Source organism: Natrinema sp. H-ect4 (genome assembly GCF_041894845.1).
GTDB lineage: Archaea > Halobacteriota > Halobacteria > Halobacteriales > Natrialbaceae > Natrinema.
Genome location: NZ_JBHDYC010000006.1, coordinates 41,191 through 65,998, shown reverse-complemented (window position 1 = coordinate 65,998; position 24,808 = coordinate 41,191). Strand labels below are relative to the sequence as shown.

25 protein-coding genes and 1 tRNA gene are annotated in these 24,808 nt (G+C 61.0%); 14 read left to right on the top strand and 12 right to left on the bottom strand.

Annotated features, from left to right (window positions below):
- Positions 1-74: 74 nt before the first annotated feature.
- The 5 genes from ACEWFR_RS09590 to ACEWFR_RS09570 all read right to left on the bottom strand — a co-directional run bounded on the left by ACEWFR_RS09590 (position 75) and on the right by ACEWFR_RS09570 (position 5,962).
- The gene (locus ACEWFR_RS09590; RefSeq protein ID WP_374060810.1) at positions 75-1,421 is read right to left on the bottom strand and encodes a DUF790 family protein; all 1,347 of its coding nucleotides are present in this window, start codon (positions 1,419-1,421) and stop codon (positions 75-77) included.
- Complete coding sequence (locus ACEWFR_RS09585) at positions 1,408-2,835, bottom strand: DEAD/DEAH box helicase family protein (RefSeq protein ID WP_374060809.1); 1,428 nt, start codon at positions 2,833-2,835, stop codon at positions 1,408-1,410. The genes ACEWFR_RS09590 and ACEWFR_RS09585 overlap by 14 nt, the downstream gene beginning before the upstream one ends.
- Positions 2,836-4,123: 1,288 nt before the next feature.
- Complete coding sequence (locus ACEWFR_RS09580) at positions 4,124-4,531, bottom strand: TRAM domain-containing protein (protein ID WP_374060808.1); 408 nt, start codon at positions 4,529-4,531, stop codon at positions 4,124-4,126.
- Between the two features lie 111 nt (positions 4,532-4,642).
- Entirely contained in the window at positions 4,643-4,795 is a 153-nt protein-coding gene (locus ACEWFR_RS09575) for a hypothetical protein (protein WP_374060807.1), read from the bottom strand.
- 186 nt (positions 4,796-4,981) lie between these two features.
- Complete coding sequence (locus ACEWFR_RS09570) at positions 4,982-5,962, bottom strand: hypothetical protein (protein ID WP_374060806.1); 981 nt, start codon at positions 5,960-5,962, stop codon at positions 4,982-4,984.
- Between the two features lie 610 nt (positions 5,963-6,572).
- Here ACEWFR_RS09570 and ACEWFR_RS09565 point away from each other — a divergent pair.
- A complete protein-coding gene (locus ACEWFR_RS09565) occupies positions 6,573-7,250 on the top strand; it encodes a hypothetical protein (protein WP_374060805.1) in 678 nt (225 codons plus the stop codon).
- Between the two features lie 115 nt (positions 7,251-7,365).
- Here ACEWFR_RS09565 and ACEWFR_RS09560 read toward each other — a convergent pair whose 3' ends face one another.
- The 7 genes from ACEWFR_RS09560 to ACEWFR_RS09530 all read right to left on the bottom strand — a co-directional run bounded on the left by ACEWFR_RS09560 (position 7,366) and on the right by ACEWFR_RS09530 (position 11,907).
- The gene (locus tag ACEWFR_RS09560) at positions 7,366-7,572 is read right to left on the bottom strand and encodes a hypothetical protein (RefSeq protein WP_374060804.1); all 207 of its coding nucleotides are present in this window, start codon (positions 7,570-7,572) and stop codon (positions 7,366-7,368) included.
- 200 nt (positions 7,573-7,772) lie between these two features.
- On the bottom strand, positions 7,773-7,961 hold the full coding sequence (locus ACEWFR_RS09555) for a hypothetical protein (protein WP_374060803.1): 189 nt from the start codon (positions 7,959-7,961) through the stop codon (positions 7,773-7,775).
- A 267-nt stretch (positions 7,962-8,228) separates the two neighbouring features.
- Positions 8,229-8,331 (bottom strand) — tRNA-Gln (locus ACEWFR_RS09550).
- A 166-nt stretch (positions 8,332-8,497) separates the two neighbouring features.
- On the bottom strand, positions 8,498-9,247 hold the full coding sequence (locus ACEWFR_RS09545; RefSeq protein WP_374060802.1) for an HNH endonuclease: 750 nt from the start codon (positions 9,245-9,247) through the stop codon (positions 8,498-8,500).
- A gap of 124 nt (positions 9,248-9,371) precedes the next feature.
- Entirely contained in the window at positions 9,372-10,517 is a 1,146-nt protein-coding gene (locus ACEWFR_RS09540) for a pyridoxal phosphate-dependent aminotransferase (protein WP_374060801.1), read from the bottom strand.
- A 7-nt stretch (positions 10,518-10,524) separates the two neighbouring features.
- Positions 10,525-10,953 (bottom strand): 6,7-dimethyl-8-ribityllumazine synthase, encoded by a 429-nt coding sequence (gene ribH / locus ACEWFR_RS09535; protein WP_374060800.1) that lies wholly within the window; start codon positions 10,951-10,953, stop codon positions 10,525-10,527.
- 126 nt (positions 10,954-11,079) lie between these two features.
- Complete coding sequence (locus ACEWFR_RS09530) at positions 11,080-11,907, bottom strand: DUF4097 domain-containing protein (protein WP_374060799.1); 828 nt, start codon at positions 11,905-11,907, stop codon at positions 11,080-11,082.
- Between the two features lie 161 nt (positions 11,908-12,068).
- On the opposite strand from ACEWFR_RS09530, the gene ACEWFR_RS09525 reads away from it, so the two are divergent.
- From ACEWFR_RS09525 to ACEWFR_RS09465, 13 genes are all read left to right on the top strand, one after another.
- Positions 12,069-13,232: a 5-(carboxyamino)imidazole ribonucleotide synthase gene (locus tag ACEWFR_RS09525; protein WP_374060798.1), complete on the top strand. Its 1,164-nt coding sequence runs from the start codon at positions 12,069-12,071 to the stop codon at positions 13,230-13,232.
- 77 nt (positions 13,233-13,309) lie between these two features.
- Positions 13,310-13,948, top strand: a complete 639-nt coding sequence (locus ACEWFR_RS09520) for an AIR carboxylase family protein (RefSeq protein WP_374060797.1) — start codon at positions 13,310-13,312, stop codon at positions 13,946-13,948.
- 360 nt (positions 13,949-14,308) lie between these two features.
- Entirely contained in the window at positions 14,309-14,716 is a 408-nt protein-coding gene (locus ACEWFR_RS09515) for an NADH-quinone oxidoreductase subunit A (protein WP_098727262.1), read from the top strand.
- Positions 14,713-15,420 carry an NADH-quinone oxidoreductase subunit B gene (locus ACEWFR_RS09510; RefSeq protein WP_098724241.1) on the top strand — a complete coding sequence of 236 codons (708 nt, stop codon included), beginning with the start codon at positions 14,713-14,715 and terminating at the stop codon, positions 15,418-15,420. Before ACEWFR_RS09515 ends, ACEWFR_RS09510 begins: the two co-directional genes overlap by 4 nt.
- Entirely contained in the window at positions 15,417-17,078 is a 1,662-nt protein-coding gene (locus tag ACEWFR_RS09505) for an NADH-quinone oxidoreductase subunit D (protein ID WP_374060796.1), read from the top strand. The genes ACEWFR_RS09510 and ACEWFR_RS09505 overlap by 4 nt, the downstream gene beginning before the upstream one ends.
- 1 nt (position 17,079) lies before the next feature.
- Positions 17,080-18,159, top strand: coding sequence for an NADH-quinone oxidoreductase subunit H (locus ACEWFR_RS09500; protein ID WP_374060795.1), 1,080 nt, complete (start codon positions 17,080-17,082; stop codon positions 18,157-18,159).
- Positions 18,156-18,617 carry an NADH-quinone oxidoreductase subunit I gene (locus ACEWFR_RS09495; RefSeq protein WP_098724238.1) on the top strand — a complete coding sequence of 154 codons (462 nt, stop codon included), beginning with the start codon at positions 18,156-18,158 and terminating at the stop codon, positions 18,615-18,617. The genes ACEWFR_RS09500 and ACEWFR_RS09495 overlap by 4 nt, the downstream gene beginning before the upstream one ends.
- A gap of 39 nt (positions 18,618-18,656) precedes the next feature.
- Positions 18,657-18,929, top strand: coding sequence for an NADH-quinone oxidoreductase subunit J (locus ACEWFR_RS09490; RefSeq protein WP_098724237.1), 273 nt, complete (start codon positions 18,657-18,659; stop codon positions 18,927-18,929).
- Positions 18,926-19,357 carry a hypothetical protein gene (locus tag ACEWFR_RS09485; RefSeq protein ID WP_374060794.1) on the top strand — a complete coding sequence of 144 codons (432 nt, stop codon included), beginning with the start codon at positions 18,926-18,928 and terminating at the stop codon, positions 19,355-19,357. Before ACEWFR_RS09490 ends, ACEWFR_RS09485 begins: the two co-directional genes overlap by 4 nt.
- Positions 19,354-19,659, top strand: a complete 306-nt coding sequence (gene nuoK, locus ACEWFR_RS09480) for an NADH-quinone oxidoreductase subunit NuoK (protein WP_374060793.1) — start codon at positions 19,354-19,356, stop codon at positions 19,657-19,659. The genes ACEWFR_RS09485 and nuoK overlap by 4 nt, the downstream gene beginning before the upstream one ends.
- A 1-nt stretch (position 19,660) precedes the next feature.
- Positions 19,661-21,709, top strand: a complete 2,049-nt coding sequence (gene nuoL, locus ACEWFR_RS09475) for an NADH-quinone oxidoreductase subunit L (RefSeq protein ID WP_374060792.1) — start codon at positions 19,661-19,663, stop codon at positions 21,707-21,709.
- Positions 21,706-23,232 carry a NuoM family protein gene (locus tag ACEWFR_RS09470; RefSeq protein ID WP_374060791.1) on the top strand — a complete coding sequence of 509 codons (1,527 nt, stop codon included), beginning with the start codon at positions 21,706-21,708 and terminating at the stop codon, positions 23,230-23,232. The genes nuoL and ACEWFR_RS09470 overlap by 4 nt, the downstream gene beginning before the upstream one ends.
- Complete coding sequence (locus ACEWFR_RS09465; RefSeq protein WP_374060790.1) at positions 23,232-24,758, top strand: NADH-quinone oxidoreductase subunit N; 1,527 nt, start codon at positions 23,232-23,234, stop codon at positions 24,756-24,758. Before ACEWFR_RS09470 ends, ACEWFR_RS09465 begins: the two co-directional genes overlap by 1 nt.
- Positions 24,759-24,808: the final 50 nt, after the last annotated feature.

Below are 24,808 nucleotides of genomic sequence, written 5' to 3'. Positions count from 1 at the left end.
GGAAGTCTTCCGCCAGTTGCTTCATAAACGTTCTCAAACCGGGCAAGACGGGTGCTCTCGAACCGATCTAGGTGTCAGGCCTGGCCAGCAACCGGGGCCGCATATTCCTCCATCAGCTCAACGACATCATAGACGTGGATACCGGTTTTGAACCAGAGCACGCGATCGGCGGCCTCGCCGAAGTCCTCCTCGGCGCAGTCCAATCGCTCCGACACAGCGACCACCAAGTTATCGATATCAGCCGCTCGAATCTTCGAGAGTTTCTCTTCGAGATACTCGGGCGTCCAAAAGCCAACGATCTCAAGGACTGCGCGGCGACCGTCAGGATGCTCAACGGCGAAGTCGGGAAGCATCACCTCTTCACCGAGATCCAAGACGTCGTCCTCGCGTACCAGCTCCCACTCAGTGGTCGCTCGCTCCCACTTCTCGGCAAGCGTCCGCTCGACATCGCTATCGAATTCCTCGCCGGCGCTGTAGTGCGAGTTGAGTGGGTCAGTATGGTCAAGCGCGAGCGAACGCGTCCGGCTACTCGCTTCGTCGTCTGCAATCGTGGCTTCCATCTCCCAGCGGTCACACAGCGCGAGCGCGGGCAGGAAGTTCGCCAGCCGAATGCCGTATTTGCGGGTCTGGGAGAACAGCGACGCCGGGCCGTCCAACACAGCTTCATACCCCTCGGCATAATCCGTGCTGGCCACACGCTCGCCCTCTGCATCGATTGGATAGATGCGATGCATCAGTCCGAACAGCTTCATGTAGCTGAACACCGTCGAAAAGTGATCCCACACGCGGATGTGCTTCTTCGTGGCGTCGTACAGCACGGCCTGTGCGAGCGCGAGATTGTAGCGGTCGAGCAACCAGTCCACCGTGATCTCATCTTCCTGGTAGCGATTGTCGGACTGCCCCGTGAGTTGGGTCGTCGATGACCCGCTCTCGTCTGCGGCATAGTCCTCGTAGAGACGATTGCCAAATCGAACAAGACGCTTGTTGCGCTCCAAATCCGCGTACATCCCCCGATAACACTCCTCCAACGAGATGCCCAACTCATCGGCCACCCCGCTGTACACCTCAAGCTTCTGCGTATCCTCGCCGAGCGTGGGCTGGCGCACGATTGGATACTGCTGATTAGCTTTTTCGAAGAGCTGTTGGCGAATCTCGCGGGGCGCTACCGGCGCGACGGTCTCGAACTCACATTCGTCACGGAGGAGTTTCGCCAAGCCTTGGATGATCTTGTAGTCGGTATCCGCGATGGTTAATTCGTCAATCGCGTCATCGAGGTCGCCCTTTGACTCCCCGAGATGAGCGTCGAAGAGGTCGATCAACTCGTGGGCAGTCTCACGATACTGCTGCTCGTCAGGGTCGATGAATAGGGGCTGTACGGCCTCGTCGGTTGTGCGCGAGCGGGCGAGGTCAGCTGTCAGCATCACTACTCACCCCTTGACGGCGCCGCTGAGAGACGTAGTTTTCCTTCGTGTTCGCTGCGATGATTTCGTAGAGTCGAGCGGGTTGGCGGTCGTCCGTGGGCCGGAGAATACGACCGAGCCGCTGGGCGTATTGACGTTTCGATGCACTTCCTGAAAGAATGATCCCGACGTTCGCAGCGGGCACGTCGATGCCCTCATCCAGTACTTGTGAGGTCGCCAGCATCGAGTATTCGCCAGCGCGGAACCGCTCCAGTATCTCGGTGCGCTCGTCAGTCTTGGTCTGGTGGGTGATACAGGGGACGATGAATTCTTTCGAGATATCGTAGGCGAACTCGTTGTTGGCGGTGAAAATGATGACGCGGTCGTCGTGGTGGCGTTTGATGAGGTTATCCAGCGTGTCGAGTTTCTTCTCAGCAGTGCGAGCAATTTCCTCGGCCCGCTGTTTGGCAATCAGGGCTCGTCGTCCCTCTGGATCGTAGGATGTCCGCCGCAAAAACTTCTGATAGCCTTCCTCTTTCCAGAGGTCGAACTCGTGGCTGTCAACGTAGTCGCGGTAGAGCTGGTACTCCTCATCGTACGTGTCTCGTTCTGCTTCGGTCAACTCGACAGAGAGGTGAATCGTCTCGTACTCGCTGAGGAACTCGCCGGTGAGATCGTCCACTGCTTCCTCGTAGACGACCGGGCCGATCAGCTCTTTGAGCACTTCGTGCTTGTCGTCGGCACGCTCATAGGTGGCAGTCAGCCCCAGTCGATAGGGGGCAATCGTCATTTCGGGGATTTGCTGGTAGGTCGGTGCTGGCAGGTGATGTACCTCGTCCACGACAAGCAACCCGAAGCGGTCACCATACTCATTGATGTAACGGTAGGCACTATCGTAGGTGGTGACCGTGATAGCGGTCACATCATGGGAACCGCCGCCAAGCACACCGACACCTGCTGAGAGCTGGTCGCCGAACGCGTTCGTCAGCGTCGCGTGCCACTGATTCATCAGGTCAATTGTCGGCACGACGACGAGCGTGGCAACGCCGGCGTCGGCGATGGCCTGGATGCCGAGAAAGGTCTTCCCGCTGCCGGTCGGGAGAACGACGCTGCCTTGCCGTCCCTGTTTGCACCACGCGTCAAGGGCGGCCTGCTGGTAGTCGCGGGGTTCGATCTGGACGCTCGGCGTGAGGGCGAGGTCGGGATAGGCACGGGCCTCATCCTTAATATCGATATCTGGTTGTGTACTCTGCTGGAGTTCTAGTTGCCCGTCGCTGCTCTGGCTGTCAGTCCACGTGCCAGCCCAGTCTCGGATAGAGCGATAGAAGCGGGCTTGAGCGCGATACTCATCGACGCGGTCGTCCCACTCGGCGTGGGGTACCGCATCTGGAGCATCCCTGAGCAGCAGCGTCCCGTCGTCAAACTCGATTCGCATGTCGATTGCTGAGAGAGCCTTTGCATCTGAGGCGGTTATCTGTACTGGTACCCGTACTGCGGGCGTTCGGTCAGGAGTTGCCACCGGTAGAGGGTGTCAGGCAACAATCACATACCCTCGTGGCGGATGCCGACAAACGGGCAGTACACGTCCTGCACCGAACGATAGGTAGGTCGTCTGACCGAATATTGGCTTCTTTCGTTACTCGATTAATCACAAAATCAATCTGTGTGATAATGTTTTGGGTTGATGAGTGTCCGGGATAATTCTAGACCACAGGAGACGAAGATGACTGTTCATGACAAAACTTCTGCCCCGGATCTCAAGGGTTCCAATACTGGGACGGGTGAGAAGTCACGCCGTTCGGAGCGTACAGCTCTCGATCGGGAGCTGGTAGCCGATATCTCGATCGTGAGAACGTTCCCGAATCCAGGCTCTCCCGATACAGAGTGGGCAGCAATCTGCGAAGGCGAGAACGGGATTTGGTATATCGAACAACTCAATTCACAGAGCTCCGATCAGCCTTACTACGTTGTGTCTCAAGGTAGCCACAATGACCAGAAGGGGTACTCTCGTGGACGACTTCTTTATATCTGCTCATCGCTTGATGTTGCGTCTGCGGTCATCAATACCAGGTAGTCAGATGAAAGACTGGCCAAGAAGACGACCGCTTTTGCACTACCTAGTCGTCGCTGGAAGTGGCCTGAAATGAATCTGGGGATATGTCTGCAATGCGGGAGATTCGCAGCGGTGTTTCCTGACAGCGATACCCTACCATCAGACGAAGAGTGCCCGGGGTGTGGTGGTACAGAGTTCAAGAATAACGACTCGGACTGCATGATACACACTTTGTATCTACCGAATCGGACGACTGAGACTCACGAGGAACTCCTGTGACCGAGATACGCAGTGTATCTTGCACGGCGATGTGAATATCCTCTGAAACTGGCAGGAACTCCAGTGGTCAATTCGCAGGTATACTGATCGCCTTTATTAGTGCTAAGATTGTGAAATGAACAGAAGTATGCGACAACTGAGAGTCGTGACGCTACCCGACCGGCGTGCGCGGGAGAGGTGGGTGTCACGACTGCACTGCTCACCCTCATTGTGAGTGGTCGAAAATCCTCCTTGCACTATCACAGTGACGAGTCACACGTTGCCTGTTCGCCGCCCGATCGGCTCCTCGGGAGAACATCGATTCCAGTGGAGGTCATGAGAACAGTGCGCACATCCCGCAAGTTGTCACAGAGTGGATCGTTCAGTACAGACGTTGTCCTGGTCACCCTCACTAATCGTAATAGCTCAACCGATCTACAACGTCCGCAAAGGCAACATTCTCTCGAACGTCAGTAATCTCCACAGAGACTCGCTCACCTAGTCCCGTGTCGGGGACAATAACAACAAATCCACGTTCAACACGGGCGATCCCATCACCCTGCTCTCCTAAATCTTCAATCTCCACATCACGCGTGTCACCTTCTTCGACGGGGAGCTTCGATACCCTACGTTCTCGCTCCGATGTATTGCCTGTGTTTTGTCTCTTATCCTCAGACGGTAAAATCGCCACTCGGAATGTTTCGTTTTCCTGTATCTCACCGAGCTGAAGCTCTTGTTCCGGAACTTCAATACGATACGACCCGTCTCGTTCCTCAACCCGTGCAGAAAACAAACATCGAAGTTGCTCCGAGATATCCATCAGATTTGCCTCTTGGACGAGATACGCGAGGCAGGACACTTGACTCTACTGTCGCACATGCGTTTCGGTATCCATGCAAACCGGTCAAGTAGCGCGGCTATCGCTCGCTCGTTACTCGGGCCTCACCACATCGTCACACGCAGGGCACTCAGCCCAGATACCCGCAGTCCCGTCGTCTTTCGTATACTCAACGAGAAGCCACGCGCTTGGAATCCGCTCGTCGCAGTCCGGACACCGACCGAGTATTGACGTGTCCTCAGTCATGGAAAGGGGTGGAAGGAGCGTGTGACAAGACTCCTTCCACTCTGATATTTGATGATCTCTCATGTAAGCTTTTGGCGGGTTAGCGTCCCGAATCCACCGAGCTTCGGGAGAATACGCTCATCCAGTCGCATTAACGCACTACCCCCAGAAGATCCTGCTACGTTTAGAGCATGTGGGTTGGCTCGTTCATCCACCAGATTTCGTGTGGAACGACGTTCCAGAATCGAAGCTGGTGAGTTCATCAATCCGAGCTTCTAACTCCTCGATTTCCTGCTGAAGCTCTTCGGTATCCTCGTCCGTGGCAGCAAGCTGGTCTTTCAGTCCCTGAAGTCGAGACGCTTTCTGTTCCTCGTATACCTCGGCCTTTCGGACGTATTCACTCTCCTCAAGCTCGTACACATCAGATTCAGCAAGTTCAGTGACCTCCAGTGCTTCGTCGACCTTGTCCACGTCCACGCTCGTCACACGCTCGCGGTCGATACCCGCGTCTTCCAATAGGTCGAGAACCTCATCTTCGTCTTTGAGCGAGCGGTTCCGTCGGGACGTGCGTTGGACAGACCCGTACTGGCCGCTGACGGGCTGGTCATGGTGAAGCCGATCAAGGAGTATGCCACGCACGTCTTGCCGGAGGTCATTAGCGTTCCGTTGCACATCCGAGAGAAACGTATAGAGATTGACTAGCGCGGGAGTTTCCATCCCCTCCAAGTCGGTCGGATCGTGACGTTCAAGCGCATCAATCAACAGGAGTGCATCGGCGTAAACTGGGATGTCCGGCTCCTCCCGCTCGCCGCTCTCGCTGTCCACGTCGTGAGCATCAACCAGCGGTGAGCCTGTCGGCGTCTCTGACTCCGTCAAAGTCCCCTCTCGGTCGTCAAGCTCAAACCGGGGATGCAGACTTAGCACAGTCGCGTATGGCTCGGCGTCCGGTGGCAGTCGGTCAAGGTCAAAGCCGCCGGTGGCGTCTGTCACCCGCTGAAACAGCGTCTCAAACTGGTCACGCTGGAGTGGGACGGTGCTGTCGTCGTCACGATACTGGATGAGAATCCGATGTTCTTGAACATCGGTCAGACGGAAGGGTTTGCGCGACAATGCTGTGAATAATGTTGCATCAGACGGCAGCTCCTCGGCATTGTCGAGAATAGTATGCCAACTTGCACTAAATGGCATACGTCATCTTCAGCAGCACAGGTCAAAACTCCACGGGCGACTGAACAGAACCGAGCGGGAGGAGATTCGAGAGAGAGTAGCGACAGTCTGAATGACGTGGTATCAGCAAACACTGAGTGAACTATACGGCGCAGATCTACCTCTGAATGATTTCTGTCGATACCAGCGTGTAACGGAACTGACTATAACCGGTCGGCGAGCACCACGGGTATTCTCATGTGGATAGGGACACCGTTGTCGAAATGAAATCGCACACCCCTCGTTGTGAGTGGTCAAGGCTCATCTCGCACCATCACAGTGACAAGTCACACGCACACGTCACAGTCACACATCACAATCGGATCGCCATCGGTGTACCACTCAATTCTGCCGCTGCGCGAGATCTCGGTGACCAGATCATCGCACACGCAATCCTTCTCGACGAAGAAGACGACTAACCCAGCACTCGCTAACACCCCTCAGTGTGAGTGGGTTAGGTGTTCCCAGAGGTTTATCAGTGACTGGTGGGCATTTCACCCAGGCTCCCACCTTCGGTAAGAACACATGTGGGTGAATAATCTCTCTTCACTTCACAATCTTAAATCAACGTGGGGCTGCATCTAAGTAGAACATGGAAGAAACAAATCAATACTCTACATCAAAAGAAGCTATCGAAACACTGAATCAATGCAAGCAAACCGGTGACAAAGTCAAAATCACCGAAGATGCACTCGATGCCATCGGCATCAACCATAACACCCGAGTCGCCAAATGGGAACGCAACAACCTCCCAATCACCTACAACCTGCACCGCAAACACGGAGCATGGCTACTCATCGAGACACACACGAACCAGCAAGGCCCAGAACGTACAATCCACTACATCACCGCCGGGAACCCATCGGTCGAACACGAAGAACTCGATCTCGATGCCGCCCGGGAACTCCTCGAAACCGTCGAAAACTGGACAGCAAACACCGACCAAACTATCGATGCCATCGAAAACCGGCAGATGAGCATCGGCGAATGGTGGCTTGACGGCGTCATCGACGGCGGTCTTGCCGTAATCGGAGGCGAAAATCGGATGCACTTCACTTCACCCACCACCACAATCGAGTACCACGGTGCACCGGAGCTCAATCGCACCGAGAGAAGCATCCTGCACGATGCACTATCGGCAACACACCCGATTGTCGGCGACCACGTCCAAGGGTACCAGCATCCCTTCAACGTTGAATTCTCCGTTGAAGTGACCTGGGACACAGACCGACTGAATCCAGAAGAACTCGTTGAGGGAGACACGGCCTAACTCACTCATGAATCCAGTCTGGATAGTTGGTATACCAGAGTACCACCCGGTTCTCAAATAAAATGAGAGTTAGCGAGACCGGGACACCCCACTATCGATTTGTTCCGTTAGCGAATCAACCGTCGGCGTGGTGGTGACCGAACATCCGATACGTTTGCTCAACACTCGCAACATGCCAACGAATCATCTCCTCTGTGACCTCTCCGTGCCCCTCCCTAATCGCATCCAAATCCAGCAGTTCCTCGATCGCCTTTCTCGACGCCTTACTCTCCACAGCCAGAGTATCGATAGTCTCCTGCACGTCAGGCTCGCCGTCAGTCATTGCTCAATGATGCTCGCCGACCGATAATAATCACAGGGTCGCCTCAGAAGTGACGTCAAACGGCACAACCCATCCAAACACCCGGTCAATCGCTCCCCCCGTTGTGAGTGATCTAGAACGCCAGGACTCATCCCTCAGTGTGAGTGGTAGAAGGCCGAAGACACATCCCTCAGTGTGAGTGGGTGAATTAAACGACGACCCTACTCCCTCTCTCGCAACTCCACCGCGAGCGCCTCAAGCGTATCGCCCTTCTCGGCGGCACGTCCGGTCGCACTACCATGGCCAACGATCCATACACCATCCCCAGCATCATGTACTATCGTCACCTCCTCGATAGCAGTCACATCCAAGTCGGGGAAGTAGCCCTGTGCTATTTCATCATCTAACATCTCTCGATTTTTCGGCGGACATCAAAACCACTATCTCAAGCCCGCTACAAAGTATCAGCAACGTTTGAGATGTGAAATAAAGAACTCGCAGTCACCCGTGAAAGTCACGCGTCACAGTCACGAGACACAGTGACGTATCACAACCACACCCCACAGTCAGGGTGCCTCCATCGCGCGCGCCACAGGATCAGCCAAGATCGACTCCACCACCCCCGCAACTACCGGCAACAAACACCTCGAAATAGAGGATTCACACCAAAATGGGTATAGTCCCGGGCGGATTCGAACCGCCGTCATGGGCTCGCTTCCGTGACGGAGCGTACCGGACACGTCCAAAGGCCCATATGATTGGCCACTACACCACGGGACTCCTCGTTTCACTCGTCGTCCCGTGTCGTTCGCGAATCCAAGGGATTCGCTCACCACCACGGGACTTCTCACTGCGTTCGAAGCCCCGTGAGGATCGCAGTTCCAGAGGAACTGTTCACCACCACGGGACTTCCTGATAGGGAATAGACGACGGCATCACAATAGTGTTACTTTTCGGCGTGAGGGGAAACGGCTATCTGTCCCTCCTCGGCTCGTCGATGACAGCTCCGGCAGAGCGTAAGGACGTTCTCCATCGTATGTGCGTCCTCGGGGTTGTCGTACGACCGAACTGGCTGAAGATGATGAACATCTGGATTCCGATCGAGTTCCGCCTTCTCTGCGCCACAATACTGGCACGTGTATCCATCTCGCTCGAGTGCTCGCCGGCGAATACGCCACCACGGACGACCGTATTCGATCGTACCGCCCTCCCACTGATGGTGGTCCGGGCCGACGACATTCTCCGAAAGCCAGTCTCCATAACAGTCCAACGTACAGAAGAAGCCCCGTTTCTGTTCGTCGACCCTCGCCGGACGAACCTCGAGGCTGTTCCCACAAGACTGGCACCGTACCGTTATTCTGTCGCCTTTTACAGCGTAGTTGTCCGGGAGGAGGCCCTCGGCAGCTTCGACACACTCCGAACAGTAGACGCCTTTCTTGGACGACGGATAATACGAAAACGTCGACCCACAGCGTTTACAGTCCGCAGTTTCCGTGGCATTGCTCCAGTTTCCGTTGTGTTCGCCACCGTTCGGATTACAGCTCTCGCAGTAGTCTCGCTGTGCTTTCGGATCGTAGAACTCGGTTTCACAGCCGCTACACGTTCGGTTCGGAAGCGGATCACCGTGTACCTTCGTGTGATGCTGTCGCATTCCTTGCGTCGTCCGGAGCGATTTCCCACACGTCGGACAATCCATGCAGTGGGGTGGCCTCGGTATCGCATATAAACCTGCGGCTGGTCGTGATTGTGACGACGCGCTGCGGCCAGCGAAAACACGGTATACCCAAGTGGGAATACTGCCGATAACTGTCGGAAAGAGGTTACAGGTAGCCTTCCTCGGCCAATCGCTCGAGCCCGTCCTCGAGCCGCTCCTCGCTCGCCGCATACGAGATTCGCGCGTAGCCGGGCGTCCCGAACGCACTCCCCGGCACGGTCGCGACGTGGGCGTCCTCGATCGCGCCCTCGCACCACGCCTGATCGTCATCAGCAACGGGGAGCATCATGTAGAACGCGCCCTCCGGCACTGCGACATCGACGTCGTGCTCGGCGAGCACGTCGACGACCAGATCGCGGCGCTCTTCGAACGCGTCGGTCATCTCGGTGACGGCGTCCTCGGTCTCGAGCGCCTCGAGGCCGGCGTGCTGGACGAAGTTGACGGCGGAGGAGACAGAGTGACTGTGGAGTTTGCCGGCCTGATCGATCAGCTCCTCGGGGCCGGCGAAGTAGCCCAGTCGCCAGCCGGTCATCGAGTAGGCCTTCGAGAAGCCGTTGACGGTGACGGTGCGGTCTGCCATCCCCTCGAGCGTGCCGAGACTCGTCGGGTCGACGCCGTAGGTAATCTCCTTGTAGATCTCGTCGGAGATGACGGTGATGTCGTGTTCGACGGCAAGGTCGCGGACGCCTTCGAGCGCTGCGTCGGAGTAGACGGCACCGGTCGGGTTCGACGGCGAGTTGACGATCAGCAGCTTCGTTTCGTCGGAGACCGCGGCCGCGAGGTCGTCGAGTGCGGGCTCGAGCCGGAAGTCGGAGTCCGAAAGGTCGACGCGCGTGAGATCCCCACCGGCCATTTTCACCATCGCCTCGTAGGAGACCCAGGCGGGGTCGAGCAGGGCGACTTCGTCGCCCTCTCCGACGAGCGCCTGGACAATTTCGTACAGTGCCTGCTTCGCGCCGGGTGTGACGATGATCTCGTCCGTGCTATGATCGAGCCCGTCGTCGGCCAGCTTGTCGGCGATCGCCTCGCGCAGCTCGAGGATGCCGGCGGAGGTGGTGTAGCCGGTGTGGCCGGCGTCCATCGCGTCCTTGCCGGCCTCGACGATGTTCTCGGGTGTGGGGAAGTCGGGTTCGCCGACGCTCAGGTCGACGACGTCTGCGCCGTCGGCCTCGAGTTCGGTGGCGAGCGCGGAGATGGCAAGCGTTGCGGACGGTTCGACTCGGCTGACGCGGTCGGTGAATTCCATCGTCATTGTGGATCTAGTCTGAATCGGCAGCACTGGGGTCGGGGAGTTCGTTAACGAGATCGAGCGCGCCGTCGACGGCTTTCGCCGCGTTTGCGACGCGTTCGCGCGCCTCGGCGGCGGACATCCCGGGGCCGGTCACGCCGAGGGTTACGGGCGTATCGCGCTCGAGACTCACGTCGGTGAGTCCCTGGGCGGTAGCGTCCGTGATCACCTGGTCGTGGTCGGTATCGCCGGTGATGACCGTCCCGATGACGGCCACCGCGTCGACGTCCTCGCGGCGCGCGAGCCGGTCGGCCGCCAGCGGCGCGTCGTAGACTCCCGGGACGCGGACCGTCTCGTACACCTCGGCGCCCGCGGCGGTGGCTGCCTCGAGCGCTTCCTGCTCCATCTGCTCGGTGATCGGACGGTTGAATTCCGCGACCACCAGTCCGAGCGCGGTCATAGGCGAGCGGTGGAGAGGGCGGGTAAAAGAGGTACCGTTCTCGGGTGGCCGCGTACCGACACGCTGCCACCGGATGAGTGTCCAGTCCGTTCAATTGCGATGTCGGCTTCCTCCCGTTTGGCGACCTCACCCGCCGTTTTCGCTCTGCACCACGACGTCGCCGTTGGTCGTGTCGACTCGCAGCCGACGTGTCCCGTCACCGAGCGTCACCTCGATCGAATCCTCGCTCGTGGCCTCCGAACCGTCGAACCCCTCGAGCGAGACCGCTCCGTTCGTCGTCGAGAGGCTGACGGTCGCGTCGAGCGAGGGAGGTGCGCGAACGGTGACCGCACCGTTGGTGCTCTCGGCCGTCAGATCGCCGTCGCCATCCGCGACCGTGATGTCGATGTCGCCGTTGGTCGTGTCCGCGCGAACGTCGCCGTCGACGCCGGTCACCCGAACCGACCCGTTGGTACTGTCGGCGACCAGTGCCCCGTCGACCCCCTGGACGTCGATCTCGCCGTTGGTCGTGTCGGCCGTCAGCTCGCCGGTCACGTCTCGAACCTCGACATCACCGTTCGTCGTCGCCGCACGAGTCACCCGAACGCCGTCGGGAACCGTCGCCTCGAGGTCAAGTTTCGGGTCGGGACCGAACAGGAACGGGACGTCCTCTTGTTGCGTTTCGACCGTGAGACGTCCGTCGTCGCGACTGGTCTCGATCGACAGCGACTCGAGGGCGTCCTCGGTGGGGGCCGCCTTGTGACCCCGAAGCTCGACTGTGTCGCCCTGTTTGCCCTCGACGGTGACCGACCCGTTCTCGGCCGAGAGTGAGAGCGAGCTGAGATCGTCGGTCTCGTACGTTTCCGTTACGGTCTCCGTTTCACCTCGTCCCGTCGCGAGACAGCCGGCGAGCGACGCGAGTACACTCAGTCCCCCTCCGGCGAGCACTCGACGTCGTGAGACGTTCGATTTCATATTCCTATCCGTGGCTTGCCACATAGATATATAATACTGTCCGATTTCCGAGGTGGGCACTCTGCACGAAGGTTTTTATAGGAAAGCGAAGCCGCTACCCCGTCTCTCGAGCGACGGCCCATTTGAGAATTCTTAAGCGCGGGCGACGAGAATCGGCGCGCATGACGACGCTACGGACGCCGGGACCGACGATCGGCGTAGTCGGCGGGGGACAGCTCGGGCGAATGCTCGCCGAAGCGGCCGCGCCGCTGGGCATCGAGGTGGTCGTGCTCGATCCGACGCCGGACTGTCCCGCCGCGCCGGTGGCTCGCGACCAGATCGTCGCCGGGTTCGACGACGAGGCGGGAATCCGCGAACTCGCTGCGCGCGCCGACGTCCTCACGTTCGAAATCGAACTCGCGGATCAGGACGTGATGGAGCGGGTGAGCGACGACACTGGCACACCCGTTCACCCGAAGCCGTCGACGCTCGAGACCATTCACGACAAACTCGTTCAGAAACGCGACCTCGAGGACGCCGGTGTTCCGGTGCCGCCGTTCCGCGCGGTCGAGGACGCCGACGACGTCCGCAGGGCGATCGACGACTACGGCGCGCCGGTGATGTTGAAGGCCCGCACCGGGGGCTACGACGGGCGCGGGAACGTCCCCGTCGAGTCGAAAGCTGACGCCGAAGACGCCCTCGAGTCGGTCGCCGGCCCGGCGATGGTCGAGTCGTTCGTCGACTTCGAGCGCGAGGTGTCCGTCATCGCGGTCAAGGGCGAGGACGAAATCGCAACCTTCCCGATCGGGGAAAACATCCACGAGGACGAAATCCTTCGGGAAACCGTCGTTCCGGCGCGCTCGAGCGAGGCCGTTACCGAGCGCGCTCACGCGGTCTCGCGCGACGTGCTCGAGGTGATGGACGGGCGGGGCGTCTACGGAATTGAGTTGTTCGAAACGCGCGAGGGGGAAATCCTGCTCAACGAGATCGCGCCGCGCCCGCACAACTCGGGTCACTGGACGATCGAGGGTGCCCAGAGCTCGCAGTTCGAACAGCACGCGCGGGCGGTACTGGGTTGGCCGCTCGGGTCGACCGAGCTGCGTTCGCCGACTGTTCTGACGAACCTGCTGGCTGACGTCGACGAGGAACGACGCGCGGAGTTAAGCGACATCGACCACGTCCTCGAGACGCCCGCCGCGCATCTCCACTGGTACGGCAAGCGGCAAGCCCGACCGCTGCGCAAGATGGGCCACATCACCGTCTCGGGCGAGACCGAGGACGCCGACGTCGAAGCGCTACTGGAGGTCGCGCGCGACCTCGAGGAGCGTGTGACGTTCCGGACGTAGCCAGCCGACTGCGGGTCGTCCCGCTCGCTCGGTCCGTTTGCCACTGTTTCAAGTCACTCGCCCGACCACCACCAGCTATGAGCGACAGCGTCAGCGAACTGATCGAGCGCCTGGACCGCGAGGCCGAACAGGATCGCCCGTCCGAGGAAACCCCGGACGTCGGGATCGTCATGGGCAGCGACTCCGACCTCGAGACGATGATGACCGGCGGGACGCGCCGGGGTGCCTACGACGCGTTCGTCGAGGAACTCGGCTTCGCCGAGCAGACCGACTTCGAGAACCCGCCCGCGGAACGGTTCACGTTCGAGACCTACGTGACCTCAGCTCATCGAACGCCGGACTTAATGACGACTTACGCGGAGACGGCCGAAGAGCGGGGCCTCGACGTAATCATCGCCGGTGCGGGCGGGAAATCCGCGGATCTCCCGAACATGACCGCATCGATCGCGTATCCGCTGCCGGTGATCGGCGTTCCGGTCCAGGAGAAGTCCGTCGACAGCGTCATCGGGATGCCCACGGGAGCGCCGCTGGTCGCGGTCGACGCCGGCAAGTCCTTTAACGCCGCGCTGTCGGCCGCCCAGATTCTCGCCCGCCAGCACGAGTCGGTTCGTGATCGACTCGTCGCCTACCACGAAGATCTGCGCGAGGGCGTCGGGGACGTCTCTCGAGAACTCCACGACTCCGGGACGCCGGCGTTCCGGGACCGAGATCGGTAAGCCTCGGGACCGGTATCGGTGAACTCCGAGACCGGGATCAGTACCGTCGCCCGTACCGAGGGGAGGATATTCCGCGTGTCTCTGACACTGTGAGCGGTGCTCTCGGTCGCGCTTCCAGTCGAGCGACCGACTCGGCTGCGTGGCAGAAATTACCGCCGTACGCGGCGCGTCATGGTTGATTTCGGCCTCGAGTAATACCGTATTACCGATCCGTTCACCCTACACATAGCTATATATAGTATACGGTGATTATTTACGAGGATCTATTCGCTCTGAACCCCCTCTCTGGCCCGTGTTTCCCCGAAAAATGAAGAATCAACCCTTATGTGCGTGCGGTTTGAAGCCTCGAACGTTACCGAGATGAATGATTGGATCGCTATCGGGGCGCTGGCACTCGTCGGAGTACTGATACCGTTCAGCATGATGGCGGTATCGTACCTCCTGCGACCCACCGTGCCCGAAACGAGCAAACGCGCCACCTACGAGAGTGGCGAGATTCCGACCGGCGGAACGCGCATCCGGTTCAATATTCAGTACTACATGGTTGCGCTTCTGTTCGTCATCTTCGATATCGAGGCCGTCCTCCTGTTCCCGTGGGCGGTCGCCTATCAGGATGCGCTCGCGGCGGAGGAAATCTCGCTCGTCAGTGCGCTCGGGCCGATGCTATTGTTCGTCGCCATCCTGCTCGTCGGACTCGCGTGGGCATGGCGCAACGGTGCAGTACAGTGGGCACAGACCGCTCGCCAGCTGGAAACTGACAGACAATGAGTAGCGAACAACCACGCCAGCAAATCTACGACAGCACCGCACCGTCGTCGGACACCCGCGACTCGCGGATCGGTGAGGGTGCCGACGACCGCTTCAACTCCAAGCTTCGCGAGGCCTTCGGTTCGACGCCGTTCATCCTCACGAAGTTCGACAAGTTCATGAACTGGGTGCGGGGCAACTCCATGTTCATGCTCCAGTTCGGAATCGCGTGCTGCAGCATCGAGATGATGCACACGTACGCGATCAAACACGATCTGGATCGCTTCGGAGCCGGCGTTCCGCGCGCCTCGCCCCGACAGGCCGACGTGATGATCGTCCCCGGGACGATCGTCTCGAAGTTCGGTCCCCGCATGAAGCGGGTCTACGACCAGATGCCCGAACCCAAGTTCGTCGTCGGCATGGGCTCGTGTACCATCTCCGGCGGCCCCTTCCAGGAGGGCTACAACGTCGTCAAGGGTGCCGAGGAGATCATCCCCATCGACATCCACGTCCCCGGCTGCCCGCCACGGCCGGAGGCCCTCGTCTACGGCATCGTCAAACTCCAGGAGCGGATCCGCAACGGCGAGTCGACGCCAGTCGTCGTCAAACCGTACGAACTCGAGGAGTTCGGGGACCTGCCGGAGGACGAACTCGTCCAGAAACTGGCAAGCGAGATCGACGAGGACGACCTCGTCATGCGCTACAACTGGGCTGATTCGCCATGAGTACGGGACTCGAGCGAGGACAGCAGCCGCCGGTCGAGGTATCGGAAGACGACCTCGCGGCGCTGATCGATGATCGTGCGCTCGCACGCGACGATCATCTGAACGCGCCCGGGTTCGTTATCCGGCCCGACGACGTCCAGGATGTCCTCACGGACCTGCGTGACGAGGCGGGGTTCGATCACCTCGCAAATCTCACCGCACAGGAGTACGCCGATCGGTACGAATCGATCTACCACCTCCGGAAGTATGCGGATCCGACCCAGGAGGTCTCGATCGTCGTCCCGACGACCACCGATAACCCGGTCAGTCAGACCGCCGAACCGGTCTTCCGGACGGCCGACTGGCACGAGCGGGAAGCCTTCGACCTCGTCGGCATCGACTACGAGGGCCACCCCGATCCGCGTCGGATCCTCCTGCCCGAGACCTGGCAGGGCCATCCGCTCTCGCGGGGCTACGATCAGGAGAAACCGCAGCTCGTGACCCTCTCTGAGCACGCCAATCCGGTCCAGCCGGATCACCACGACGACGAGTCGGATACGATGTTCCTCAACATCGGCCCCCACCATCCGGCCACCCACGGCGTGCTCCACATCGAGACGGTGCTGGACGGCGAGACGGTCGTCGATGTCGATCCCGACATCGGCTATCTGCACCGCTGCGAGGAGCAGATGTGCCAGCAGGGGACCTATCGTCACCAGATCATGCCCTACCCGGACCGCTGGGACTACGTCTCGGCGGGCCTGCTCAACGAGTGGGCCTACGCGCGCACGGCCGAGGACCTCGCGGATATCGAGGTCCCCGAGTACGCCCAGGTCATCCGGACGATGAGCGCCGAGATGTGCCGGATCGCCGCGCACATGCTCGCGCTGGCCACGTTCGCGCTGGACGTCTACGGCGACTTCACCGCCATCTTCCAGTACGGCATGCGCGACCGCGAGGTCATTCAGGACATCCTCGAGGACCTGACCGGGCAACGGCTCATGTTCAACTACTTCCGGCTCGGCGGGGTCGCCTGGGACCTGCCGGAACCCCGCGAGGAGTTCTTCGAGAAGACGCGAGACTTCCTCGACGGACTCCCCGCGAAGGTCGACGAGTACAATGACCTGCTGACCGGCAACGAGATCTTCCAGATCCGGACCCACGACACCGGTATTCTCGAGCCAGAGGTCGCCAAACAGTACGGCTGTACGGGTCCAGTCGCGCGGGGCTCGGGCATCGATTACGACCTCCGTCGCGACGACCCTTACGGCTACTACGAGAACCTCGAGTGGGACGTCGTCACCGAGGACGGCTGTGACAACTACAGCCGCGTCCTCGTGCGCATGCAGGAGGTCGAGGAGTCCGCGAAAATCATCGAGCAGTGTCTCGACCTGCTCGAGGACTGGCCCGAAGACGAGCGGACGGTCCAGAGCAACGTCCCGCGGACGCTGAAACCCGACGCGGACACGGAGGTGTATCGCGCCGTCGAAGGGGCGAAGGGCGAACTCGGTATTTACATTCGCTCGGACGGGACGGACAAGCCGGGCCGGTTCAAGATCCGGAGTCCGTGCTTTCACAACCTCTCGGCGCTACCAGAGATGGCCGAAGGCGAGTATGTTCCCGACCTGATCGCGTCGCTGGGCAGCCTCGATATCGTGCTCGGGGAGGTGGACCGGTAAGATGTCCGGCGTGGCGTCCGTCCCGCTGCAGGATACCGTCTTGCTTCCCGAGCGGTTGGGGAACCTGACGGGGCTCGACCAGTTCGGGCTCGCCGGCGAACTGCTTGCGACCCTCGTCGGGGCGATATTCGTCGGCTCCCTGATGCTCACGATGACCGCCCTCGCTGGCCCGTGGGCGAAGCGGAAGATTACCGCCTCCTTCACGGATCGAATCTCGATCAATCAGATCGGTCCTGCCGGAATCGGGATCATCATCGCCGACGCCGTTCGGATGCTCTCGAAGGAGTTGATCGTTCCCGAGAACGTGGATCGACCAGCGTGGGATCTCGCGCCGATCGTCGTCGTCTCCTCGGCCCTGCTTGGCTTTGCCGTCATTCCGATGGGCAACGGGATCCAACTCGCGGACCCCGAAGTCGGACTCGCGTACGTCTTCGCGATCTCGGGAATCGCGAGCCTCGGACTGGTGATGGCCGGCTACGCGTCGGCGAACAAGTACTCCCTGATCGGGGGACTTCGCGCGGTGGCACAGAACATCGCCTACGAGATCCCGCTGGTCGTCACCGGGATGTCGGTCGTGATCTTCGCCGGCACGCTGCAGATGGGCGAAATCGTCGCGGCCCAACACGAGACGCTGATCGAGATCGCCGGGATATCGATTCCGACGTGGTATGCGTTCGTCAACCCCTTCGCGTTCGTCCTGTTCCTCGTCGCGAACTTCGCGGAAGTCGGCCGTAATCCCTTCGACACGCCGGAGGCACCGACCGAGATCGTCGCTGGCTACCAGACCGAGTACTCCTCGGTCTACTTCGTGCTGATCTACCTCGGGGAGTTCCTCCACATCTTCCTCGGCGGCGCGATCATCGCGACGATCTTCCTCGGCGGACCGGCCGGGCCGATCCTGCCGGGCATCGTCTGGTTCCTCATCAAGATCTGGGCGGTGTTCTTCTTGACCCAGTGGCTCCGTTCGGCGGTGCCACGCGTCAGAATCGATCAACTGATCGAGATCGGCTGGAAGGGGCTGCTGGTCCTTTCGTTCGCCAATCTCGTCCTGACCGCGGTAATCGTGGGGCTGCTAGCATGATCGGGATACTCAAATCGATGGCAACGACGATGAAGCACGCACTGGACGGCTCCACCTTCACGGTGGAGTACCCGGAGACCGCACCCGACGTCTCGCCGCGCTTTCGCGGCGTTCACAAGTTCAGTCAGGAACGGTGTATCTGGTGTCGGCAGTGCGAGAACGTCTGTCCGAACGACACGATCCAGATCGTGATGGACGACCAGCGAAACGGCGAACAGTACAACCTCCACATCGGGCAGTGCATCTACTGCCGGCTCTGCGAGGAGGTCTGTCCCGTCGACGCCATCCTGCTCACGGAGAACTTCGAGTTCACCGCGGACACGAAACACGATTTCGTCTACAACAAAGAGCAGTTGAAAGCGGTACCGTGGTACAAGGACATCGACCCACTCGCCGCACGCGAACCCGACCGGGGCGCGTGGGTCGGCGAGGGTGAGGGGGAGGTCGACTACCAGTAACGGGTCCGCCCGTCCCGCAAACGGGCACTATCAACAATCATGAACTACGAGCTGATCGCGTTCGCGCTGTTCGCCATCGTGACGCTGGCCAGCGCGGTGGGTGTCGTGCTCATGCAGGACCCGTGGCATTCGGCGCTCCTGCTTGGCGTAGCGTTGCTCAGCGTGGCGGTCCACTACGTGATGCTGGCGGCCGAATTCGTCGCCATGATGCAGATCCTCGTCTATGTGGGCGGGGTCCTCGTCCTCATCACGTTCGCCGTCATGCTGACCGAGCGCGACGACGCCGACGCAGACGAGGTGGTACAGGCATGACGACCGGTCCGAAACTTCGACTCGGCAAGACGCTGGTTCCGGGGCTGCTCGCCGTCGGTCTCTTCGGCGTGATGGCGCTCATCACGCTGAACACGGCCTTCGAGCCGATGACCCAGGCCGCGGGGGCCGGCTTCCCCGACGACGTCTCGATCACGGCCGAACTCGGCTACGCGCTGTTCGGCTTCGACTCGCTACAGGAAATCGGCGGCACGGAACCGTTCCTCGCCGCCGTCTTGCTCGTCGCGATCGCACTCGACGCCGCGCTCGACGCCTCACTCGTCCTCGCAAAGCGCGAAGAGGAGGGCGAACCCGTCGCCGCGCTCTCGAGCACCGGCGAGGCCTCGAGCAGCGAGACGGGTCCTGAGCCGGCCGTCACCGACGGCGGGGCTGACGGTGGGACAGTCGAGACGGGAGGTGGAAATCGATGACCGTCGACGTGCAGTACTACGTGCTGCTGTCGATGGCAGTGTTCTGTATCGGTCTCTTCGGCGTGCTGACGCGTCGCAACGCACTGTTGTTCCTGATGTCCGTCGAACTCATGTTGAACGCGGCGAATATCAATTTGATCGCGTTCGCATTCTATCACGGCAACCTCACGGGGCAGTTGTTCGCGCTCTTTACGATGGCGCTCGCCGCCGCCGAGGTGGCCGTCGGACTCGGGATCATTCTGGTGTTGTACCGCAACTTCCATGACGTTGACGTCACGGTACCGACGACCATGAGGTGGTAAGATGGCCGCAATAGCAACAGATCCGTTCGGATTCGCACCGGCGATCGCAGTGTTCCCGCTCGTGGCCTTCGTGGTCACGCTCGTCTTCGGGACGTACATGCCGAAGAAGGGCGCGTTCGCGGGCATCATCGCGACGGCGGGCTCGCTCGTCGTTTCGCTCGTCATGTTCGCAGCCGTGGCGGGCGGCGAGACGCATCAGACGACGCTCTACGAGTGGACGAACGGTGCGGCCCAAAGCGCAACCGGCGTCGAGACGATCGCATTCAGTTTCGGAATCCTGATCGATCCGCTCTCGGCGCTCATGCTGGTGATCGTCTCGCTGGTCGCCTTGCTCGTCCACGTCTTCAGTCTCGGGTATATGAACGCCGAAGGGGAGACCGGACTGCGGCGCTACTACGCCGAACTCGGCCTCTTTACCTTCAGCATGCTCGCGTTCGTCTTCGCGGACAACCTGCTGATGGCGTTCATGTTCTTCGAGCTCGTCGGGCTCTGTTCGTACCTGCTGATCGGATTCTGGTTCCGCACGGAATCCGCCCCCTCGGCCGCGAAGAAGGCGTTCCTTGTCACCCGCTTCGGTGACTACTTCTTCTTGGTCGGGGTCGTCGCCATCGCGGCGACGTTCGGTACGGTCGGCTTCGCTGGCGAAGAGTCGTTCGTCACCGCCGCAGAAACGGCGATCGACGACGGCGCGACGCTGTTCGGCTTCGACGCCGAGACCTGGGTGACGATCACGGGGCTGCTCGTACTTGGCGGGGTGCTGGGCAAGTCCGCGCAGTTCCCCTTCCACACCTGGCTGCCCGACGCCATGGAGGGCCCGACGACCGTCTCCGCGCTCATTCACGCAGCGACGATGGTCGCGGCCGGGGTCTACCTGGTCGCTCGCATGTTCGGCTACTACGCGCTGTCCCCGACCGCGCTGGCGATCATCGCCTTTGTCGGCGGCTTCACCGCCTTGTTCGCCGCGACGATGGCCGTCGTCAAAGACGACATCAAGCAGGTGCTGGCGTACTCGACGATCAGCCAGTACGGCTATATGATGCTCGGACTGGGCGTCGGTGGCTACGTCGCCGGGGTCTTCCACCTCATGAACCACGCCTTCTTCAAGGCACTCCTGTTCCTCGGTGCCGGTGCCGTCATCATCCTCATGCACCACGAGCAGGACATGTGGGAGATGGGCGGGCTGAAGGACAAAGCGCCCGTCGTCTACTACACCTTCCTCGCCGGCGCGCTCGCGCTCGCGGGGATCGTCCCCTTCTCGGGCTTTTGGTCGAAAGACGAGGTGCTGTTCGACGCATTGGCAGTCGGCCTGGCGGAGCCGGTCATCCTCGCGGCCTACGCGATGGGACTGATCGCTGTCTTCTTCACCGGCTTCTACACCTTCCGGATGGTCTTCTTGACCTTCCACGGCGAGCCCCGCTCCGACACGGCCGAGGAACCTCACGCGGTCGGCTGGGCCGTCAAGGTCCCGCTGCTCGTACTCGGGACGCTCGCGGCCGTCGTCGGCTTTGCGAACCTCGCGCCCGTTGCGAGCCTGCTCGACCTTGATATCACCTTCCTCGAGTTCTGGCTCGACGGCGAGTACGGCTCCGTCGAGGGACTGACCTATCACGCCTACCACGAGACGGTGGCCTTCGAAGAGAGCTACATCGGATCGGAGACCACCACGATGCTGTTGAGCGCCGGACTGTCGCTCGGTCTCGCACTGGCCGGCGCGTTCACCGCGCACACGCTGTACAACGTCCCCGAACCGTCGCGTCACACGCAGAAGCTCGGCGGCGCGTACCGCGTCCTCAAGAGCAACTACTACCAAGACGAGTACCAGGTCTGGCTCGCCGAAGGCTTCACGCTCCAATTGGCTCGAGCGGCCGATCGGTTCGACCAGACCGTCATCGACGGGGTCGTCAACGGGACTTCGACGATCAGTCTGTTCGGCAGCGAACGGATGAAACGGCTCCAGACGGGTATCGTGACTAACTACGCGGCGCTGTTGGTGGGCGGGTTCATCGGCTTACTACTCGTCCTCGGCTATCTCGGAGGGTGGTTCGCATGATGATCGAAACACTGATCGCAGTCGCACTGATCGGCGCGCTGGTGACGTTCGTCGCGCCGAATCGCATCGCCGGCAAACTCGCCTTCGCCATCAGCCTCGTGCCGGCGGCCCTGTCCCTGTGGCTGTTCGCCGCGTTCGACGGCAGCGGGAACGCCCTGCTCGACGGGGAACTGGCGTTCGAATCGCAGGCGGCGTGGCTCGAGATCGGCGGACGGTCGATCTCGTGGTTCGTCGGCATCGACGGGATCAGCATGCCGCTGGTCGTCCTGACGACGATCCTCTGTACGCTGGCGATCGTGAGTTCGTGGACGCCGATCGACGAGCGCGAGTCCCAGTTCTACGGGCTCATCCTCTTCATCGAGGCGATGCTGCTCGGCGTCTTCACCGCGCTCGACTTCTTCCTCTGGTTCGTCTTCTGGGAGGCGGTCCTGATCCCAATGTACCTGCTGATCGGGATCTGGGGCGGCCCGCGCCGGAAGTACGCCGCGATCAAGTTCTTCGTCTACACGAACGTGGCGTCGCTGGTGATGTTCGGTGCCTTCATCGCGCTCGTCTTCGGGCTCGGTGACTCGGTCACCTCCTTCGCGCTGCCCGAGATCGCGACGGCGATGCTCGAGGGCGGCCCCGAGGGGCTCTTCGGCCTCGGCGGGACGGCGCTCGCTTCGGTCGTCTTCGTCGCGATGTTCCTCGGTTTCGCGGTGAAGGTGCCGATCGTGCCGTTCCATACGTGGCTGCCCGACGCCCACGTGGAAGCGCCGACGCCGGCCTCGATACTGCTGGCCGGCGTTCTGCTGAAGATGGGGACCTACGCCCTGCTCCGATTCAACTTCACGATGTTCCCGGAGCAAGTCGAGGCCTACGCGGTCCCGATCGCTGCGATCGCCGTGATCAGCGTCATCTACGGCGCGATGCTCGCACTGGCCCAGACGGACCTGAAGCGGATCGTCGCCTACTCTTCCGTCTCGTCGATGGGCTACGTCATCCTCGGCCTGGTCGCCTACACCCAGTTCGGGGTCGGCGGGGCGACGTTCCAGATGGTCTCCCACGGCCTGATCTCCGGGCTGATGTTCATGGCCGTCGGCGTCATCTACAATGCGACACACACTCGCATGGTCACCGACATGTCTGGGATGGCCGACCGAATGCCGATCGCGGTCGGCATCCTCATCGCCGGTGCCTTCGGCTACATGGGATTGCCGCTGATGAGCGGCTTCGCCGCGGAGTACTTCATCTTCTTCGGCTCTTTCGGCTCCGAACTGCTCGAGTACTCGGCGCTGTTCACGTCGCTCGCGATGTTCGGTATCGTCATCGTCGCGGGCTATCTGCTCTTTGCGCTCCAGCGGACGGTATTCGGCCCGTATCAACTCGAGACCGACTACGAGGTCGGCCGCGCACCAGTCCACGACGTCGCGTCGATGGTCGTCCTGCTGGGACTCATCATCGCCCTCGGCGTGGCCCCCGACCTGATCTTCGATATGATAACCGACGCAATCGATCCGATCGTCCAGGGAGGTGATCTCTGATGGCGGTCCTCGAACTTCCCGAGTGGACGGCACTCGCACCGGCACTGATCCTGGCGGGGACGGCACTCGTCTTGTTCCTGTTCGACAGCATCAACCCGCGTTCGACGAACCGCACGCTGCTCGCCGGCACCGCCGTCGCCGGATCGCTGTCGTCGCTGGCCGTCGCCGTCTGGTTTACCGCCGCCGGCGTCGGGGCGACCGGGATCGACAACTACGGCGTCATCGATATCATGGACGGCCAGTTCGTCGTCGATCAGCTGGCGCTGTACTTCATGATCATCATCGCGGTCGTCACCGCCCTCGTCACGGTCGCGAGCTACGATTACCTGCGAGACCACACCTATCAGGCCGAGTACTACTCGCTGATCATCCTCGCGGCGACCGGCATGTCGATGATGGCCGCGTCGAACAGTCTGGTGACGATCTTCATCGCACTCGAGCTGACGAGCCTGCCGTCGTACGCGCTCGTCGCGATCCTGAAGGACAACCGCGGCAGCGTCGAAGCGGGCCTGAAGTACTTCCTGATCGGGGCGCTCTCGTCGGCGATCTTCGTCTACGGCGTCTCGCTGGTCTACGGCGCGACCGGCTCGCTGCAACTCGAGGCGATCGCGACCGGTCTCGAGAACGCAGGTGAGATGGGCGGCCTGCTCGGACTGGGTATCCTCATGCTGATCGGCGGGATCGCGTTCAAGACCGCGAGCGTTCCCTTCCACTTCTGGGCACCCGAAGCCTACGAGGGTGCGCCAGCGCCGATCTCGGCGTTCCTTTCCTCGGCCTCGAAGGCCGCCGGCTTCGTGCTCGCTTTCCGCGTGTTCACGACGGCGTTCCCGCTCGAGGCGACGACCGCCGTCATCGGCGTCGACTGGACGTGGGCGTTCGTTATCCTCGCGATCGTCACGATGACGGTCGGAAACTTCGCGGCGGCGACCCAGGAGAACGTCAAGCGGATGCTCGCGTACTCCTCGATCGGTCACGCCGGCTACGTGCTGATCGGGCTGGCGGCCCTCTCGACCGGGGCCGGCGAACGAGTCATGGGCGCGGCCATGATGCACCTGCTGGTCTATGGCTTCATGAACACGGGGGCGTTCCTGTTCGTCGGCCTGGCGGAGTACTGGGGCGTCGGCCGCACCTTCGAGGACTACAGCGGCCTCGCGAAACAGGCACCCTTCGCCTGCGCCGCGATGGCGGTCTTCATGTTCAGCCTCGCGGGCATCCCGCTGTTCGGCGGCTTCTGGAGCAAGTACCTCCTGTACACCGCGACGATCGAGGCGGCCGCGGACAACACGGCCCTGCTCCTCGTCGCCGCCGCGCTCGTCGTCAACAGCGCGCTCTCGCTGTACTACTACTCGCGGCTGGTCAAGGCGCTCTGGATCGAGGACCCGATCGTCGATCGGGATCGACTCGCCCAGCCGACCGGGCTCTACGCGGCGATCATCGTCGCCGCAGTGATCACGGTCCTCATCCTGCCGGCGTTCGACCCGATTGCCAACGCTGCGACCGAGGCGGCGGCCGCGGTCATCGCGTAGTCGCCCGACGGGAGACCCGGTAGCTTTTAGCCCTCGGGGTTGCAAGCCGC

Bases quoted from the DNA above. Each gene is read 5' to 3' on its own strand.
- ACEWFR_RS09555 (WP_374060803.1), bottom strand. From the start codon at position 7,961: ATGTTAGATGATGAAATAGCACAGGGCTACTTCCCCGACTTGGATGTG.
- ACEWFR_RS09525 (WP_374060798.1), top strand. From the start codon at position 12,069: ATGACGACGCTACGGACGCCGGGACCGACGATCGGCGTAGTCGGCGGG.
- ACEWFR_RS09590 (WP_374060810.1), bottom strand. From the start codon at position 1,421: ATGCTGACAGCTGACCTCGCCCGCTCGCGCACAACCGACGAGGCCGTA.
- ACEWFR_RS09505 (WP_374060796.1), top strand. From the start codon at position 15,417: ATGAGTACGGGACTCGAGCGAGGACAGCAGCCGCCGGTCGAGGTATCG.
- ACEWFR_RS09560 (WP_374060804.1), bottom strand. From the start codon at position 7,572: ATGACTGACGGCGAGCCTGACGTGCAGGAGACTATCGATACTCTGGCT.
- ACEWFR_RS09520 (WP_374060797.1), top strand. From the start codon at position 13,310: ATGAGCGACAGCGTCAGCGAACTGATCGAGCGCCTGGACCGCGAGGCC.
- ACEWFR_RS09490 (WP_098724237.1), top strand. From the start codon at position 18,657: ATGAACTACGAGCTGATCGCGTTCGCGCTGTTCGCCATCGTGACGCTG.
- ACEWFR_RS09465 (WP_374060790.1), top strand. From the start codon at position 23,232: ATGGCGGTCCTCGAACTTCCCGAGTGGACGGCACTCGCACCGGCACTG.
- ACEWFR_RS09580 (WP_374060808.1), bottom strand. From the start codon at position 4,531: ATGGATATCTCGGAGCAACTTCGATGTTTGTTTTCTGCACGGGTTGAG.
- ACEWFR_RS09470 (WP_374060791.1), top strand. From the start codon at position 21,706: ATGATGATCGAAACACTGATCGCAGTCGCACTGATCGGCGCGCTGGTG.
- nuoL (WP_374060792.1), top strand. From the start codon at position 19,661: ATGGCCGCAATAGCAACAGATCCGTTCGGATTCGCACCGGCGATCGCA.
- ACEWFR_RS09570 (WP_374060806.1), bottom strand. From the start codon at position 5,962: ATGCCATTTAGTGCAAGTTGGCATACTATTCTCGACAATGCCGAGGAG.
- nuoK (WP_374060793.1), top strand. From the start codon at position 19,354: ATGACCGTCGACGTGCAGTACTACGTGCTGCTGTCGATGGCAGTGTTC.
- ACEWFR_RS09540 (WP_374060801.1), bottom strand. From the start codon at position 10,517: ATGACGATGGAATTCACCGACCGCGTCAGCCGAGTCGAACCGTCCGCA.
- ACEWFR_RS09545 (WP_374060802.1), bottom strand. From the start codon at position 9,247: ATGGATTGTCCGACGTGTGGGAAATCGCTCCGGACGACGCAAGGAATG.
- ribH (WP_374060800.1), bottom strand. From the start codon at position 10,953: ATGACCGCGCTCGGACTGGTGGTCGCGGAATTCAACCGTCCGATCACC.
- ACEWFR_RS09500 (WP_374060795.1), top strand. From the start codon at position 17,080: ATGTCCGGCGTGGCGTCCGTCCCGCTGCAGGATACCGTCTTGCTTCCC.
- ACEWFR_RS09565 (WP_374060805.1), top strand. From the start codon at position 6,573: ATGGAAGAAACAAATCAATACTCTACATCAAAAGAAGCTATCGAAACA.
- ACEWFR_RS09515 (WP_098727262.1), top strand. From the start codon at position 14,309: ATGAATGATTGGATCGCTATCGGGGCGCTGGCACTCGTCGGAGTACTG.
- ACEWFR_RS09495 (WP_098724238.1), top strand. From the start codon at position 18,156: ATGATCGGGATACTCAAATCGATGGCAACGACGATGAAGCACGCACTG.
- ACEWFR_RS09530 (WP_374060799.1), bottom strand. From the start codon at position 11,907: ATGAAATCGAACGTCTCACGACGTCGAGTGCTCGCCGGAGGGGGACTG.
- ACEWFR_RS09485 (WP_374060794.1), top strand. From the start codon at position 18,926: ATGACGACCGGTCCGAAACTTCGACTCGGCAAGACGCTGGTTCCGGGG.
- ACEWFR_RS09510 (WP_098724241.1), top strand. From the start codon at position 14,713: ATGAGTAGCGAACAACCACGCCAGCAAATCTACGACAGCACCGCACCG.
- ACEWFR_RS09585 (WP_374060809.1), bottom strand. From the start codon at position 2,835: ATGCGAATCGAGTTTGACGACGGGACGCTGCTGCTCAGGGATGCTCCA.
- ACEWFR_RS09575 (WP_374060807.1), bottom strand. From the start codon at position 4,795: ATGACTGAGGACACGTCAATACTCGGTCGGTGTCCGGACTGCGACGAG.